This is a genomic window from Sneathiella sp. (genome assembly GCF_047631475.1).
In the GTDB taxonomy this organism is placed as follows: Bacteria; Pseudomonadota; Alphaproteobacteria; order Sneathiellales; family Sneathiellaceae; genus Sneathiella.
This window is the reverse complement of sequence record NZ_JBLHZT010000021.1, coordinates 42,695-59,333: the sequence shown is the minus strand read 5'-3', so window position 1 is coordinate 59,333 and position 16,639 is coordinate 42,695. Positions and strand designations below refer to the sequence as shown.

Genomic DNA, 16,639 nt, shown 5'->3' with positions numbered 1-16,639 from the left:
CAAAATGGCAATATGACTATTATCCGACCCGGGATTTAATTCTGGATGAACTCACCAAAATATGGGAATACCAAAAGGAATTCCATCCTAAGGTACTCACCAAAGCAGCTTATGCGCGCCTTCGCGATACCATCGAATGGCAGCATCCGTTAAAATCGCCACCGGTTGGAAAATGCACCTTAATACCTGAGCTTGAAAGAGCTGCAAAAGCATTACCATCGTCACAACGCGCCCGAATTTTCCAAGAAGCAAACAGTCTACGTGTCACACCAACTGGTGCAGTCCAACAGCCTCTTTCAAAAGAACAACGCGATATCGTTACAACCCGGTTGCTAACACCTACGAGTAAAACAGCAAAAGTAACCTTCAAGCAATTGAAAAAATTATTGAAATTATCCCCCTACGATACTTTCAATCTTGAATCCGAAAAACGCATCGACCTGCAGGGGGACGAAACCGCAGCGCGGTTAATGCAGGAAGATCGCTGGGGCCCCACGTGGCTTAATCTGAGTTTGGAAAAACAGGACGAAATCGTCGGCCGACTTATCCATGACGAAAATGAAGACGTTCTCGTCAATTGGTTATGCAAGACATATGGATTAAAGAAAGACCAAGCCTTTCGCGTCGCAGACTGCCCGCTTCCTGACGGTTATGGAAGCCTGAGCAGTGAGGCCCTGTCCAAAATCCTGCCACCACTGGAAGCTGGCGTCACCGTCTATTCTGATGCTGTGCAACAATCCGGGCTTGGCAGCCACAGCCATTTTGGAACCGGTGAAATATTTGACGAAGCCTTGCCCTATTATGGGGTCATTCTGGAACGATCTGTTGCATTTGGTTCCGGGGATCCTAAGGATCCCGATGAAAAGCGATATGGCAAGGTTGCTAACCCCACAGTACATGTCGCATTAAATCAGATCCGCGCTGTTGTGAACGATTTAATGACGCGTTTTGGCCCCCCTGAACAAATTGTTGTTGAGCTTGCACGAGACTTGCCACTATCGGCCAAAGGCAAAAGCGAACTGGAGAAGAAGCAAAAAGAAAATCAGGAAGCCAACGAGAAACGCCAAAAAACACTTGAAGAGCTTGGAAGACAAAACACCTACGAAAATCGAATGCGCTTGCGCCTCTATGAAGACCTTGAAGCGTTGGGAAAACGCTGTCCTTTTTCAGGCGAACAGATCAAACTAACCGATCTCTTCTCTGACAAAATCGAGATTGAGCATATCCTGCCCTTCTCTCGCACCCTTGACGACAGCTATGCCAATAAAACGCTGGCAACCCGACAAGCGAACAGAGACAAGGAAAACCAGACACCCTATGACGCCTTTGGTCATTCGCCGCGCGGATATGACTGGCAGGAAATTTCCAAAAGAGCCGCAGAACTACCCAAAAACAAACAATGGCGTTTCAGCCCCGACGCCATGGACCGCTTTACCGAATTTGAAGGCGGGTTTCTCGCCCGGCAACTAACGGATACCCAATATATTTCCCGGCTGGCAAAAACCTATCTGGAAGCGATTTACGGCGGACAAGGATATAAAGGCGCCAAGAATCATGTGCATGTCATCCCGGGACGATTAACCGCTGACTTGCGCCATGTTTGGGGGCTGAATTCTGTCTTGCGCGGGCATAACGAACCTGAATCCGAAGCCCAAAAGAAAAACCGGCAAGACCACCGGCATCATGCAATTGATGCAATCGTCGTTGCCTGCACAGATATGGCAATGCTTGGCAAGGCGGCCAGTCTGGCCAAGCAGAATGAAAACCTGAATAGTGAAAAGTTAATCGCGGGACTGGAAGAGCCCTGGCCGAATTTTCGAAGTGATGTCGAAACGGCCGTCAGAAATATTATTGTCAGCCACAAACCCGACCATGGCATACAGGCGGCCATGCATAATGATACGGCTTATGGCCTGACAAAAGGTGAAGAGGGCCTGCCTGACAAACGAGGCGCCCGTCTGGTTGTCACACGCAAACCACTGGACAGTGACAGTTTCAAATCAATCAACGATTTGGCAAAAATCCGGGATGAAAAGATTAGAGAGCATTTAGAAATTGCCACCTTTGGTCTGGCGGGATCAGACTTTAAGCAAGCCCTGCTGCAGGCCGCGCATGCCATGACACCCCCTGTTTACAAGGTACGGATTGAAGAAAAGTTGAACGTTATCCCTTTTAAAGATGCGGCGGGCAAGGAATACAAAGCCTACAAAGGCGATGGAAACTATTGCTATGACATCTGGATAACAGACAAAGGTAAATGGGCTGGCGAGGTTATTTCAATCTATCAGGCCTATCAACTTGCCCGGAAAGACGCCAATTGGTGGCGGCGACTTGAAGGACAGAACGGCCAGACACTGCTGATGCGACTGCGAAAAAAAGACTATCTTCAAATAGAGCATCAAGGGACTGAAAAAATTGTGCAGATTTATAAATTTTCAAAGGGCATTATATCGCTATCTGAACATCATGAAGCAAATGCCTCGGCTCGAGTGAGGGATAAGTCTCTCTCGGCAATTCAAATGGCACCCGGCGCCTTGCAAAAGGCCAAAGCCAAATATGTAACCGTCAGTCCTTCAGGTATCATAAAAACACACCAATAATATGCAATAATTGTTTTTTAACTCTACCGCTATATTTTCTCCTTATATAGATAAGGAGGGGATCATGAAAAATCGTGTTGTCGACATTTCTTCAGATGGTGCCTATCTCAGTGTTTCTCGTGGTTTTTTATCCATTGAAATTGACGAACAGATCATTGGGAAAGTCGCAATCGAGGACATGGCCGCCTTGATTATACGCGGCCATGGTGCGTCTTTATCAGTGAATATTTGCTCTCGTCTGGCTCAAGCAAATGTCCCCGTCGTAATATGTGATAACCGGCAATCCCCCGCATCAGTCATCTGGCCAATCGACGGGCATTTCGCTCAAGGGTTATCGATGCAAGCGCAAGCGGTCGCCAACAAACCTTTATTAAAGCGTCTATGGGCCCAACTGATAATCTCAAAGATTGAAACACAGGCACAAGTCCTGAACGCCTGCCACCTAAATGGGACAGATATTGCGTCGATGGCCTCACGGGTCAAATCGGGGGATTCGGACAACATCGAAGCACAGGCCGCGCGAAAATACTGGAAACGCCTGATGGGAGAAAGTTTTACACGAGGGTCGCGCGAGGGCGATATTAATGGGGCGCTGAATTATGGATACACCATTATTCGAACCGCTATGGCCCGTTCCATTTTGGCGGCGGGCCTGCACCCTTCATTGTCTCTACATCATCAAAGCAAAGGAGATGCCCTGCGTTTGGCCGACGACTTGATGGAACCTTTCCGCCCGTGGGTTGACTACAAAGTGAAAAGAATAGTTTCAGAAGCAGAAAATAATTCTTTTGAATTAACACCCGAACGCAAAGCCATCCTGGCAGGGGTTTTAACAATGGATATGCAGTCCCCGATCGGCGCGAGCCCGATGCAATCCTGTATGGACAGAATGGCACACTCTCTGGCGCAGGTGTTTATGGGACATCGTAAAAAACTTGAGATACCCGCGCCGCCGCCCCCCTTGATGCTAACCCCTTCAACCGATCGCTCAACATGAGTACCGTTCGCTTTACCAAACTAAGTGGATATAAATTCATGTGGGTAATGGTGTTATTTGATCTGCCAACGACAACTAAACAAGAGCGGCACTCCTATACAGAGTTTCGGTCTTTACTGCTTGATAACGCCTTCGAAATGGCTCAATATTCTGTTTATGTTCGCCATACAGCGGGTAAAGAAGCCGTTCAAGCAATTATACGGAAAATCGAAGCGGCAATGCCCCCTGAAGGCAAGGTAGATATTTTGCAATTCACAGATAAGCAGTATGAAAATATTGTTTGTTTGAGAGGGGGACGACGAAGCGATTCCCTAAAAAACCCGGAGCAATTTATACTTTTTTGAAAGGTATCTGGATGTTTTCGAAAATTAAAATATCTAAAACACCCAGATATATCAAATCGTTACCTATCGATCAGTTATAGCACTCTGGAAAAGCCGGGCCAACCGCAACTCTGATTTTATCCGGGTTACAAAGGTTAGCGTTATAGCACTCTGGAAAAGCCGGGCCAACCGCAACATCCGACTATAACCGGAGGATCGTCATGAAGTTATAGCACTCTGGAAAAGCCGGGCCAACCGCAACTGACCATCATGTATTTAAAACAAGGTGGTCGTTATAGCACTCTGGAAAAGCCGGGCCAACCGCAACGGTACAGCTCAAGCATATATTCCTGCTCTTGTTATAGCACTCTGGAAAAGCCGGGCCAACCGCAACACCGCTGCCATTAAAGCCATTTGCAGCCTTGTTATAGCACTCTGGAAAAGCCGGGCCAACCGCAACGACGGGCGGCGGAAGTGTAGTGAGTAATAGTTATAGCACTCTGGAAAAGCCGGGCCAACCGCAACGTTTGCTTTGTGATCATTTCGGTCTGTTTAGTTATAGCACTCTGGAAAAGCCGGGCCAACCGCAACTTCATGATGTTTCCTTTGTTGTGAGTTTAGGTTATAGCACTCTGGAAAAGCCGGGCCAACCGCAACACGATCAAAGACAACTAGTCTTTTCAAATCGTTATAGCACTCTGGAAAAGCCGGGCCAACCGCAACAGAACTTCGCGATGGCTACTCAAGGACAGAGTTATAGCACTCTGGAAAAGCCGGGCCAACCGCAACTGTAGAGAGACGTGATCTTTCGCGATGTTGGTTATAGCACTCTGGAAAAGCCGGGCCAACCGCAACTCGGGCTGGTGACGTTGAAGGCCCCGCCTGGTTATAGCACTCTGGAAAAGCCGGGCCAACCGCAACCGGTCCGACATAACCACCGGGGTTATTCACGTTATAGCACTCTGGAAAAGCCGGGCCAACCGCAACTAATGTGCGCGTACCTACGAGTAAATCAAAGTTATAGCACTCTGGAAAAGCCGGGCCAACCGCAACACCAGTGACAAACATTGCGCTGATGGTCCAGTTATAGCACTCTGGAAAAGCCGGGCCAACCGCAACACGCTTAATCCTGTGGACCATATTTTTTGTGTTATAGCACTCTGGAAAAGCCGGGCCAACCGCAACTGGCTGCTCTAGTGTCTGCCATTGTAAAAAGTTATAGCACTCTGGAAAAGCCGGGCCAACCGCAACAGCAAGAGGCTGCAATGCTGGCCGCGATTGGTTATAGCACTCTGGAAAAGCCGGGCCAACCGCAACTAGTCGTCGTGAACCTTGACGCATTTTCACGTTATAGCACTCTGGAAAAGCCGGGCCAACCGCAACTCAATTCGCTTTCTACGTCTGCTAGCTCGTGTTATAGCACTCTGGAAAAGCCGGGCCAACCGCAACTATCCACAGCACTGCTTGCAAAGCTGACGCTGTTATAGCACTCTGGAAAAGCCGGGCCAACCGCAACCCGCCTGCGCCAGCCCCTTCGCAATTAAGGTTATAGCACTCTGGAAAAGCCGGGCCAACCGCAACTATATCTTTGCCGAGCAACTTCTTTAGCCCGTTATAGCACTCTGGAAAAGCCGGGCCAACCGCAACAGGATTTGTATAAGTCCCGTTTGGTGTAGCAGTTATAGCACTCTGGAAAAGCCGGGCCAACCGCAACGACATACTCTCATGGAGCTGGCCTCAATGGGTTATAGCACTCTGGAAAAGCCGGGCCAACCGCAACACAGTATGGACCTGATGACTTAGATCGTGAGTTATAGCACTCTGGAAAAGCCGGGCCAACCGCAACAAAAACGGCAAAATAGCCAGTTCTGGGTATGTTATAGCACTCTGGAAAAGCCGGGCCAACCGCAACATGTTCAGGCCAATCTTTTGGCGGAGGCCAGTTATAGCACTCTGGAAAAGCCGGGCCAACCGCAACATATTTGGATCAGAACAGTCTTTTGGCAGTGTTATAGCACTCTGGAAAAGCCGGGCCAACCGCAACTAAATATGAAGCGTAGTAGGGGAGTGGGACGTTATAGCACTCTGGAAAAGCCGGGCCAACCGCAACCCAAAACAGGGTGGAGCCTGCCAGATAAATGTTATAGCACTCTGGAAAAGCCGGGCCAACCGCAACACAGTCAAAATACGCACCCTCGACAACATTGTTATAGCACTCTGGAAAAGCCGGGCCAACCGCAACTTGTAAGCACGCACGATCCATTCTTCTGATGTTATAGCACTCTGGAAAAGCCGGGCCAACCGCAACTCATCTGCTACACCTATTCGGTTGTCCGTTGTTATAGCACTCTGGAAAAGCCGGGCCAACCGCAACATAGCGCCGGGCCCAGACAATCTTTTTCTCGTTATAGCACTCTGGAAAAGCCGGGCCAACCGCAACATATCCACGCAACGCCAGAGGTCGCGTTTAGTTATAGCACTCTGGAAAAGCCGGGCCAACCGCAACGATATTCTCGCATGGAGCTGGCCCCAGTGGTTATAGCACTCTGGAAAAGCCGGGCCAACCGCAACTTCAAGCGGATGGTCGTTCTGACCGTTTGAGTTATAGCACTCTGGAAAAGCCGGGCCAACCGCAACATCCTTCGGCCATGTCTGGTGGTTTTGGTCGTTATAGCACTCTGGAAAAGCCGGGCCAACCGCAACGTAACCGCGCGTAGGGTTCGTAAGATTTTGGTTATAGCACTCTGGAAAAGCCGGGCCAACCGCAACGTTAATCGACGCCGAATATGACACATGTGAGTTATAGCACTCTGGAAAAGCCGGGCCAACCGCAACTGCTATGCTAGAGATTGTAATAAGCAGGAAGTTATAGCACTCTGGAAAAGCCGGGCCAACCGTAACGGTGGTATTGGATCAAAGGTTGGAGGAGTTGTTATAGCACTCTGGAAAAGCCGGGCCAGCAGAAAACCTTTCATACGGTTTTTGGTGCCAAGAGGCGCTTCGTTCGGGACTTTCGTTATTGAAAGAAAGCGACCGACTTTCAAACTGCCGGTCACGGTATTGGATGCAAGGGCACATAACAGCTTTTATTTCCTGATTGCTGGCCTTTCGGGAAACTCGTTTATTCTGTAATGTGCCCTCGTCTGTTCCTTTAGTAAACCGGGCGACCTGCGGTTAGGGCATTGACCTTTTTAATGATTGAGCTCGCGTCAATCCCATAGTGCTTGTAAACATCGCCAATGGTTCCAGTCTGGCCAAAATGCTCCACCCCAAGCGGGATCGTCTGGTGACCCAGAACCGACCCGAGCCACGCCAAGGTCGCCGGGTGACCGTCTATGACGGTGACGATGCGGCAATGTGCTGGTATATCCTGCAGCAGCGTTTCAATATGAGAACTGGCATCCTCCTGCCCACGTGAACGGGCGCGTTGTGCTGCGGTCCAGCCCGCGTTCAGACGATCAGCCGATGTAACGGCCAGAACACCAATGTCGCGGCGGCCTTCCGCCAGACGTCCCGCGGCCTTGATCGCTTCCGGTGCCACCACGCCCTGATACGCTACAACCACTTCACAATTCGGTCCGGGCTTCCTCAGCCAGTAAGCGCCATCGATTGCGCCTTGGCGGAACGCACTGTCCCCCCGTTTTCCCAGCTGTTCGATCGGGTTGGTTGACAAACGCAGGTAAACTGCACCGCCCGTTTCATCACGCAACCATGTCCGTTCATCCGGATCGCCCTCGCCCTCGCGCTGTAAATAGTCAAACGCCCATTCCATGATCACCGCCAGTTCATCGGCAAAAGCAGGCTCAAAGGCCGCCAATCCATCCTGGCTCATCCCGATCAAAGGTGTACCGATGGATTGGTGTGCCCCGCCTTCGGGTGCCAATGTCACACCAGAAGGCGTTCCTACCAACAGAAAACGTGCATCCTGATAGCAGGCATAATTAAGAGCATCCAGCCCACGGCTGACAAACGGATCGTATAAGGTTCCAACGGGTATTACTCGCTTGCCAAAAAGGCTATGCGACAGGCCAGCTGCTCCCAGAAGAAGCATCAGGTTCATCTCGGCGATACCGAGTTCAAGATGTTGACCCTCAGGTGCAAATTCCCATTTCGCGGTTGACGGAATGCGATGCTCGATGAAGGCGTCCGCCTGTGTGGTTCGGGCAAAAAGTTTGCGGCGATTAACCCATGATCCCAGACCTGTTGTGCCTGTGACATCGGGCGACATCGTCAGAATGCGATCGGCCATTGCCCCGCCGGTCTTGCCAAGGCCGTCAAGAATTTTGCCAAAGGCTGCTTGAGTGGATATCTCGCGATCGGTGATGCTGTCGATCTGGGGCACTTCGATCCGCTCGTCGCGATATCGGCGTGCGCCTTTTGCGAAAAACGGAACATCCGATAGAAACGCCCGAAGGCCGTCAGGGTCTTCTACTCCGGCGATGGGCTGCCACTCCTGCCCGTCCTCCACACCCATCTGAGCCTGCCAGTCCTTAAACTGCGGGACATTCATCAGGCCTCCATGATTATCCTTATGCCCGGCGATTGGTGTCCCCCACCCTTTCACCGTATAGGCCAGAAAGCAGACAGGGCGGTCGTGATCAATCCTGGCAAAAACCTCGGCCATGGTCTCTACGCAGTTGCCCCCAAGATTTTCCATCAATGCAGCCAGTTCATCATCGCTGCGCCGCCCTAAAAGCTCGCTCACATCTCCCTGATCACCAAGATCATCCATCAAGCGCTGACGCCACACCTCGCCTCCCATATAGGTAAGCGCTGCAAATTCCTGATTTGGACAGGCATCAATCCACGCCCGCAGTTTATCACCGCCCGGTTCGGCAAAGGCCGCGCGCTGTAGGGAGCCATGCTTCACGCGCACCACATCCCATCCAAACGCGTCGAAGATTTTTTCGATCCGGCTAAACAACCCCTCACGGACAACACCGTCGAGCGACTGCCGGTTATAGTCGATAATCCACCAACAATTCCGCAGATCGTTCTTCCAACCTTCTTGCAAGGTTTCATAAACGTTCCCTTCATCAAGCTCGGCGTCACCCACGAGCGCAACCATCCGACCAAAAGGCGCGCCCTCCCCCCAGGATTTGGCAGCGATATAATCCTGCACCAACGATGCAAAGGAGGTGATGGCAACACCAAGACCGACCGAGCCAGTCGAGAAATCAACGTCATCAATATCCTTGGTTCGGCTGGGATAACTCTGCGCGCCCTCAAAGCCACGGAAATTCTCCAGTTTCTCGCGGGTCTGGTTTCCCATGAGATACTGCATCGCGTGGAAGACAGGGCTGGCATGGGGCTTCACAGCCACCCTGTCCTCAGGGCGAAGCGCCGAGAAATAAAGTGCCGTCATGATCGACACCATGGACGCGCTGCTGGCCTGATGTCCGCCGACCTTGATCCCATCAATCTTGGGACGAATGTGGTTAGCGTGATGAATTGTCCAGTGCGAAAGCCACAACAGACGCTGTTCGATGGTCTTAAGATGCTTGGTTTTGGCGATCATCTTGCGCTTCCTTATGCTGCGGTTTGCGTCATATCCCGAGGCAGAGCCTGTTCGAGATCAGCAAATATGTCAGCTGGATCTTCCAGCCCTACGGACAGCCTGACCAACCCGTCGCTAATGCCATGCGCCAGGCGCTCTTCCGGCGTATAGGTCGAATGGGTCATGGAAGCGGGGTGCTGGATGAGGGTTTCAGCATCCCCCAAAGAAACTGCTCGTCCGATCATTTCAAGGCGGTTCATCATATCCTTTCCCGCCTGCATCCCGCCCTTCAGTTCAAAGGCGATCATTCCGCCCGGTTTGGCCATCTGCTGCGCGGCAAGTTCATACTGAGCAAAACTCTTCAGCCCCGGATAATATACCGTACCGATGGCAGGATGCGCTTCTAGCCAAAGGGCTGTTTCCATCGCCGAAGCACAGTGACGATCCATCCGAAGGGCAAGCGTCTTTAATCCGCGCAAGATCAACATTGCATTAAATGGGGCCATAACGGCACCGGTCATGTCTTTCATGCCAATGAGCCGTATTTCGCTGATCTGCTCCTGTTCTCCAACCACGAGCCCGGCGACAAGGTCCCCGTGTCCGCCCAGATATTTAGTAGCCGAGTGTACCACAAGGTCAGCCCCCAGCTCAATCGGGCGGGTTAGATAAGGGGTTGCGTAGGTGTTGTCGACAACAACCAAGGCACCCGCGTCATGAGCGATCGCAGTAACGGCACGAATATCAACCAAACGCATGTTCGGATTAGCGGGCGTTTCAAAATAAACTGCGCGGGTCTTTTCGCTGATAGCAGCCGACAGGTTCACCGGATCGGTCAGATCGACATGAGTGATCTTCACCCCCCATTTGGCGAGCCCATGACGCATGAAAGCAAAAGTGCATCCATAAAGTGTTTCATCCACGATCAGTTCATCACCCGGACTGAGAATGGTCCAAAGCGTTGCCGTAATTGCCCCCATTCCAGAGGACAGGGCCAACCCCGCTTCTGCCCCTTCGAGCTTGGCCACGCGGCGTTCTAGAAGATCCAGTGTCGGGTTTGATATCCGGGAATAGACATGACCTTGTCTCTCTCCGGCGAACATCTCAGCCCCTGCTTCGGCTGACTCAAACGCAAAAGTTGACGTCAAATGGAGCGGCGGCGTCAAGGCCCCCTCATTGTCCAGTGGATCGTAGCCATGATGAATAGCACGGGAGGCAAAGCCCTTCAAAGTGTTGGTCATTGTTGTCATCCTTCGTTTGAATATGGAAACATATTACCACACAAAAGACAGTATTTTATTGCCACTTATGCCAATTTTCGATATCATATTGATATATTATGCCAAAAAGGAACCCTATGGACGACAAAGACCGACAGATAATCCGCGCACTTCAAAAAAACGGACGAATGACCAATCAGGAGCTTGCTGAGCTCGTAAATCTGTCACCGTCCCCCTGTCTACGCCGGATACGCAACCTTGAAGCCCGCGGTGCCATTCTGGGATATGCCGCCAGCGCGGATGCTGCCGTCTACGGACTTCCCGTGACGGTCTTTGTCAGGATCAAGCTCGAGCGGCACAATGAAAAAGACGTTCAACATTTTGAGGCCCGCATCAAGGCGTTAGACGAAGTGCTCGAATGCCACGTCTTGACAGGGCAGACAGACTATCAGCTTCGCGTCGTGGTCGCCGATCTCGACAGTTACGAAACGTTCATCCGCAACCGTATCCATCCGATCGGATGCATTGCCTCCATTGATACGAGCTTCGTTTATGGCACGGTCAAAAAGACAGCTGTATTCCCACCACTGAATTGATTGAACATCTTGGATTGGACGGACAGTCAAATTCATTGAATTCACTCAGTTCTCTCTTCCTCGGTCGCCTAAACCAAACGTGATCCCAACGACGCCGTGCCCAAACAATTCTAGAAAACTGACACCGATCAGTGAAAGGGATCTTTTGTCGTTGTAGCACCTTTGGTGTGATTGATTGGGATGAATAAAGGGGTCGACATCCTTATTGGTTCTGATTTTTCACCAAAGGATCAGCACCTCTTTACCGTTCAAGGGACGAACATCCTTGGCAATTCGTCTTCACATGCGCCAGTGCATGTTCCCAAGCCTCTTAAAATCTCTGCGGTAGTCGGTCTCTTCTCAAAAACTTCGTTATTTTTGACAATGCTCCCGCCCATAATCATGATGGACAACCGATGTGCGACTGAGCCGGGCAGCGTAGTTTTTGCTTTTATGTTTTTATAAATTCATTATATCAGTGTCGATAAGCTTTTGAGGTATTTATCGTGACGAAACTGGACAGAACTGTAAGCATCGCTCCTATGTTGGACTGGACGGATCGCCATGATCGTTATTTCCTTCGGTTGATCTCCAGCAAGGCTCTTCTTTATACCGAGATGGTCACGACAGGCGCCATCTTATTTGGTGATGAAGCCCGGCATCTAAGCTTTGATCCGGCGGAACAGCCTGTTGCCCTGCAACTGGGGGGCAGCAATGCTGCTGATTTAGCAAAATGTGCCGCGATCGGCGAACGATATGGCTATCAGGAAATTAACCTGAACGTTGGCTGCCCTTCGGATCGGGTTCAAAATGGGCGCTTTGGCGCTTGCCTCATGGCCGAGCCCAACACCGTTGCAGACTGTATCAAAGCAATGAAAGATACGACGGCCCTTCCTGTGACCGTCAAAAACCGGATCGGCATTGATGATCTGGACAGCTATCAACATCTTGTCGATTTTATCGGAACTGTTACCGCGGCAGGCTGCAAAACCTTTATCATTCACGCGCGCAAAGCCTGGCTGACCGGATTGAGCCCAAAAGAGAACAGAACGATCCCGCCACTGGATTATCCTCGGGTTTACCAGTTAAAGAAAGATTTTCCAGATCTTGAAATCATCATCAATGGTGGCATTACAACTTTGGAAGAAATCGATGTGCATCTAGACCATGTAGACGGCGTCATGATTGGTCGGGAAGCGTATCAGAACCCGTATTTTCTAGCCGCGATCGACAATCGGTATTATGAACTATCCGATGAAAGTCCAGAACGGCAGGATATTATCCAGAACATGCTGCCTTATATTGATCGTGAGATGAAAAAAGGGGTTCCGCTCAAATCTATAACCCGGCATATGCTCGGTTTATTTCAGGGTCGACCCGGAGCCAAAGCCTGGCGCCGGCACATTTCTGAGAACGCGCATTTAAAAGACGCCACACCGTCTGTCCTGAAAGAAGCGGCGGCAAAAATCCGCTAACAACGGAGGGTCTCAAGATCCCGAATACGCGAATGCTCCCATTCCACTTCGGAATCCTGAACGAGGAACCTAAAAAATAGAGTTAAACCGGTTAAATCCGTTAAATACGGATTTCAACTGATGTCGATAACTATGTTCTTCCTGCCGGGAAAAAGCCTCTACGCGTTTCTGATTGTCTTTTAAGAAATCAAGAATTTGCTTCGCTTCTTCTGCTTTCTTGTGATCAAAGCCTGGAAGTTCCCTTACCGCATCAGCTTCACGGCGGAAGACCCCTCGTTTATGACCTTCAATCATTTGCATGGAAGAGAACTCGACCTTGCTTCCTTCCATATTGATCACTGCGGACCGATCAGGATCAAAATCAACCGTGGTCGTAGCAACACTCACTTCCAAGGCAAATCCGCTGAAAATTCCAGCGGAAGACGCACCATATCCACCTTGGCTATAGGTTTCTTCCACTCTGGCAAATCGGATATCGACGGAAAGGGCCGCTGCGTCAACGGCCGTATCCGAAACTAAATCCGATAGGCTTTCCATTGCTTTTCCAAGAATTTCTGCGAGCTCCTCACCTTTTTTACCGAACGGTTCTAAAAACCCTTCAAGCTTTTTGGCGAGCATTTCCATCATATCGTCAGACGATTTATCCCCTTCACCAAAAGGCAGGGAGACAACTGGTGCGCGGGCATCCTCAGCGACGAACGCATCAAAACTGAACGAGGCTTCCTGCGCTATTGACGTGGAGGTTTGTGAGAGACCGCTATACGGACTGGAATAGCGCGATGCTTCAGCAAACGAGCTATAAGAGGACGAGGCCGCAAACCCCGCTATTAAATCAGACATAAAAACAACCTTTCTCTTTTCAAGAGACCGTATGCTTCATTCTAAAGCTGGTACTGGTGCCCTTAAATTAGAGAAAGATACTTAATAACACGTTAAGCATTGGCCAAATTGTCAAATTTATCCCTGCTGCCCCCGATGACGGAGCAAATGGTCCGCCAACACACAGGCCATCATGGCTTCACCAACTGGAACAGCCCGAATACCAACGCAAGGGTCGTGACGTCCTTTGGTAACGATTTCAGTGTCTTCGCCCGCAACAGTGACCGTATCACGTGCCTTCAGGATAGACGAGGTCGGCTTCACAGCGAAACGCACCACGATATCCTGTCCGGTTGAAATACCCCCTAGAATACCGCCCGCGTGATTGCTCATAAAACGCGGAGTATCTGCATTTCCCTGACGCATTTCATCTGCATTGCTCTCACCGGTAAGGGCAGCCGCGGAAAATCCCTCGCCGATTTCAACTCCTTTTACGGCGTTAATGGTCATCATTGCGCCTGCCAGATCACTGTCCAGTTTTCCATAAATCGGCGCCCCTAGCCCGGCAGGAATACCGGATGCGACGACTTCAATCACGGCGCCAACTGACGAACCTGCTTTTCGGATACTGTCCAGATAAACTTCCCAGTCTTCTGCCGCCGTGGAATCCGGACACCAAAAGGGGTTATTTTCAATTTCAGCTGCATCAAAGCGCGACCGATCAATAACTTTATCGCCAATTTGGGTCAAATATCCCTGGATCTTAACCTGATCTCCAAGAACCTTGCGTGCGAGGGCCCCCGCCGCAACACGGGCTGCCGTCTCCCGCGCGCTAGAACGCCCACCGCCCCGATAGTCACGAATGCCATATTTGGTTTGATAGGCAAAATCAGCGTGCCCGGGACGATATTTTTCTTTGATATCCCCATAATCTTTGGATCGTTGATCGACATTCTCAATCATCAGGCTAACCGGGGTTCCCGTTGTTTTGCCTTCAAAGACGCCGGACAAAATCTTAACCGCATCTGGCTCGCGCCGCTGGGTTGTGAAACGGTTTTGCCCTGGACGGCGCCGATCCAGCCAGAATTGAATCTCTTCTTCCGTAATATCGATCAAGGACGGACAGCCATCAACAACGCAGCCAAGCGCGGGGCCGTGACTTTCGCCCCAAGTTGTTACCCGGAACAAATGACCAAAACTATTATGTGACATGGTGGCAATCGCCCCGAGTTAGAATAAGATCAGGAATTATTTTGAGGAGGTGTCAAATCAGGGGCATCTTCAGCCTTCATGCCAACAACATGATATCCTGCATCCACATGATGGGTTTCCCCGGAGACACCTGAACCAAGATCGCTCAACAGGTAAAGAGCCGATCCCCCAACATCTTCAATGGTAACATTGCGTTTCAACGGCGCATTATATTCGTTCCATTTCAGAATATAGCGAAAATCACCAATGCCAGAGGCCGCCAATGTTTTAATGGGTCCTGCTGAAATCGCGTTTACCCGAATTTTATTACGGCCCATTTCCATTGCAAGATAACGAACAGATGCCTCCAGTGCCGCCTTCGCAACGCCCATGACGTTGTAATGCGGAACGACCCGTTCTGCGCCGTAATAAGTCAGCGTTACCATACTGCCCCCTTCAGTCATAAGTCGGGCAGCTCGCTTGGCAACGGCTGTAAACGAGAAACACGAGATATCCATCGTCATCAAGAAGTTGTCGCGTGTGGTATCGGAATAATTTCCGCGCAGCTGGGTTTTATCAGAATAGCCAATGGCATGGACCAGAAAATCGATCTTGCCCCATCTATCCTCGATTGCCTGAAACACGCCATCCATCGAGGCGTCATCCGTTACATCACATTCAAGAACGAAGTCAGAACCAACACTTTCAGCCAATGGCTTTACCCTTTTCCCCAAAGCCTCGCCCTGATAGGTAAAAGCGATTTCCGCCCCATGATCACTCAGTGCTTTCGCAATTCCCCAGGCAAGAGATTTATCGTTTGCGACCCCCATGATCACACCCCGTTTTCCTGCCATTAGCCCCAATTGCTCAGTCATCCACCAATCCACTTTTCTTTTTGAAAAAGAACCTTTTGCTTGTCTATTTTTATAGCGCGGACCAAAAACAGTCAAAAGCAAATGGTATTATTTTGTTATAATAGTCAGTTATCAATTATTTTGCGAACTTTGAGCGGGCGTCATAATCATGATCTTCCGACCATTTCGCCACCCAGCCCTGAAGTTCTTCATCCTGTTTTTCAGGAAGTACAACTTTTAATCTTACCAGTTGATCACCTCGGGTTTTGCCATCAATCCCCTTCCCTTTCAATCGAAGGGTGGATCCTGTATTTGACCCAGCCGGGATTTTCAGGTTCACAGCCCCGTCCACTGTTGGAACAGCAACTTTTGCACCCAAGACAGCTTCGGGCAAACTGATCGGCAGTTCAACGATAACGTTCATCCCGTCTCGTTTAAAAACCGGGTGTTCCTTGACCGAGACATTGATCAGGATGTCGCCATTTCCGCCGCCATATGCACCGGGCTCGCCTTGCCCCTTCAGGCGGATCTGTTTTCCATCGGTTATGCCGGCAGGAACCTTGACGTCAAGCGTCTTGCCTCCCTCGCCCAAAGTAAGGCGGCGTTTTCCGCCGATCGCAGCCTCGACAAAAGAGACATCAATTGCAAAGATCTTATCGCGCCCTTTTTGCGGGACATTCTGTCGGCGGCCGCCCTGCCTGAAATTGCCAAAAATGTCTGAGAAAATATCCTCTGCACCACCTCCAAAAAAATCTGATCCGGCCTGACGGGTGCGCCCGCCGCCCCCGCCGCCGCCGCCAAATCCAAACGGCGCTTGTTGCTGGCCATTCGCATCAATTTCGCCACGATCAAATTTTCCACGCGATGTTTCGTCGCCGACAATATTATAGGCCGCAGAAACAGACTTGAATTTGTCCGCAATCTTTTCATCCCCTGGATTGGCGTCCGGGTGATATTTTTTTGCCAGCTTTCGATAAGCCGACTTTATTTCCTGCTGGCTGGCGCTTTTCGATACGCCAAGAACACTATAAGGGTCTTGCATGAGTTGTCTTTACCGTCCGATTTCTTGAATATTCTGTTTATCAAACCAA

11 protein-coding genes and 1 CRISPR repeat array are annotated in these 16,639 nt (G+C 50.4%); of the genes, 5 read left to right on the top strand and 6 right to left on the bottom strand.

What is annotated here, in order from left to right; all coding sequences use genetic code 11:
• The 3 genes from cas9 to cas2 all read left to right on the top strand — a co-directional run.
• Positions 1-2,600 (top strand): type II CRISPR RNA-guided endonuclease Cas9 (cas9, locus tag ACJAYR_RS10455; RefSeq protein WP_415236553.1); only part of this gene is annotated, 2,600 nt, incomplete at its 5' end.
• 64 nt (positions 2,601-2,664) lie between these two features.
• Positions 2,665-3,597: a type II CRISPR-associated endonuclease Cas1 gene (gene cas1, locus ACJAYR_RS10450; RefSeq protein WP_415236552.1), complete on the top strand. Its 933-nt coding sequence runs from the start codon at positions 2,665-2,667 to the stop codon at positions 3,595-3,597.
• Positions 3,594-3,941, top strand: coding sequence for a CRISPR-associated endonuclease Cas2 (cas2, locus tag ACJAYR_RS10445; RefSeq protein WP_415236551.1), 348 nt, complete (start codon positions 3,594-3,596; stop codon positions 3,939-3,941). The genes cas1 and cas2 overlap by 4 nt, the downstream gene beginning before the upstream one ends.
• Positions 3,942-4,014: 73 nt before the next feature.
• Positions 4,015-6,887: a CRISPR direct-repeat array (repeat unit 36 nt; unit sequence GTTATAGCACTCTGGAAAAGCCGGGCCAACCGCAAC).
• Positions 6,888-7,071: 184 nt separating this feature from the next.
• Here the strand turns inward: cas2 and ACJAYR_RS10440 are convergent.
• Together ACJAYR_RS10440 and ACJAYR_RS10435 are read right to left on the bottom strand one after the other, a co-directional pair.
• Positions 7,072-9,438 (bottom strand): transketolase, encoded by a 2,367-nt coding sequence (locus tag ACJAYR_RS10440; protein ID WP_415236550.1) that lies wholly within the window; start codon positions 9,436-9,438, stop codon positions 7,072-7,074.
• An 11-nt stretch (positions 9,439-9,449) separates the two neighbouring features.
• Entirely contained in the window at positions 9,450-10,655 is a 1,206-nt protein-coding gene (locus tag ACJAYR_RS10435) for a methionine gamma-lyase (protein ID WP_415236549.1), read from the bottom strand.
• Between the two features lie 116 nt (positions 10,656-10,771).
• Between ACJAYR_RS10435 and ACJAYR_RS10430 the strand changes: the two genes are divergently transcribed.
• Positions 10,772-11,230 (top strand): Lrp/AsnC family transcriptional regulator, encoded by a 459-nt coding sequence (locus tag ACJAYR_RS10430; protein ID WP_415236556.1) that lies wholly within the window; start codon positions 10,772-10,774, stop codon positions 11,228-11,230.
• Positions 11,231-11,712: 482 nt separating this feature from the next.
• A complete protein-coding gene (gene dusA, locus ACJAYR_RS10425) occupies positions 11,713-12,684 on the top strand; it encodes a tRNA dihydrouridine(20/20a) synthase DusA (protein ID WP_415236555.1) in 972 nt (323 codons plus the stop codon).
• A gap of 69 nt (positions 12,685-12,753) precedes the next feature.
• Here dusA and ACJAYR_RS10420 read toward each other — a convergent pair whose 3' ends face one another.
• The 4 genes from ACJAYR_RS10420 to ACJAYR_RS10405 form a co-directional block, all read right to left on the bottom strand.
• Complete coding sequence (locus ACJAYR_RS10420; RefSeq protein WP_415236548.1) at positions 12,754-13,524, bottom strand: hypothetical protein; 771 nt, start codon at positions 13,522-13,524, stop codon at positions 12,754-12,756.
• 117 nt (positions 13,525-13,641) lie between these two features.
• Complete coding sequence (aroC, locus tag ACJAYR_RS10415; protein WP_415236547.1) at positions 13,642-14,715, bottom strand: chorismate synthase; 1,074 nt, start codon at positions 14,713-14,715, stop codon at positions 13,642-13,644.
• A gap of 29 nt (positions 14,716-14,744) precedes the next feature.
• Positions 14,745-15,569 carry an enoyl-ACP reductase FabI gene (fabI, locus tag ACJAYR_RS10410; protein ID WP_415236546.1) on the bottom strand — a complete coding sequence of 275 codons (825 nt, stop codon included), beginning with the start codon at positions 15,567-15,569 and terminating at the stop codon, positions 14,745-14,747.
• Positions 15,570-15,684: 115 nt separating this feature from the next.
• Complete coding sequence (locus ACJAYR_RS10405) at positions 15,685-16,590, bottom strand: DnaJ C-terminal domain-containing protein (RefSeq protein WP_415236545.1); 906 nt, start codon at positions 16,588-16,590, stop codon at positions 15,685-15,687.
• Positions 16,591-16,639: the final 49 nt, after the last annotated feature.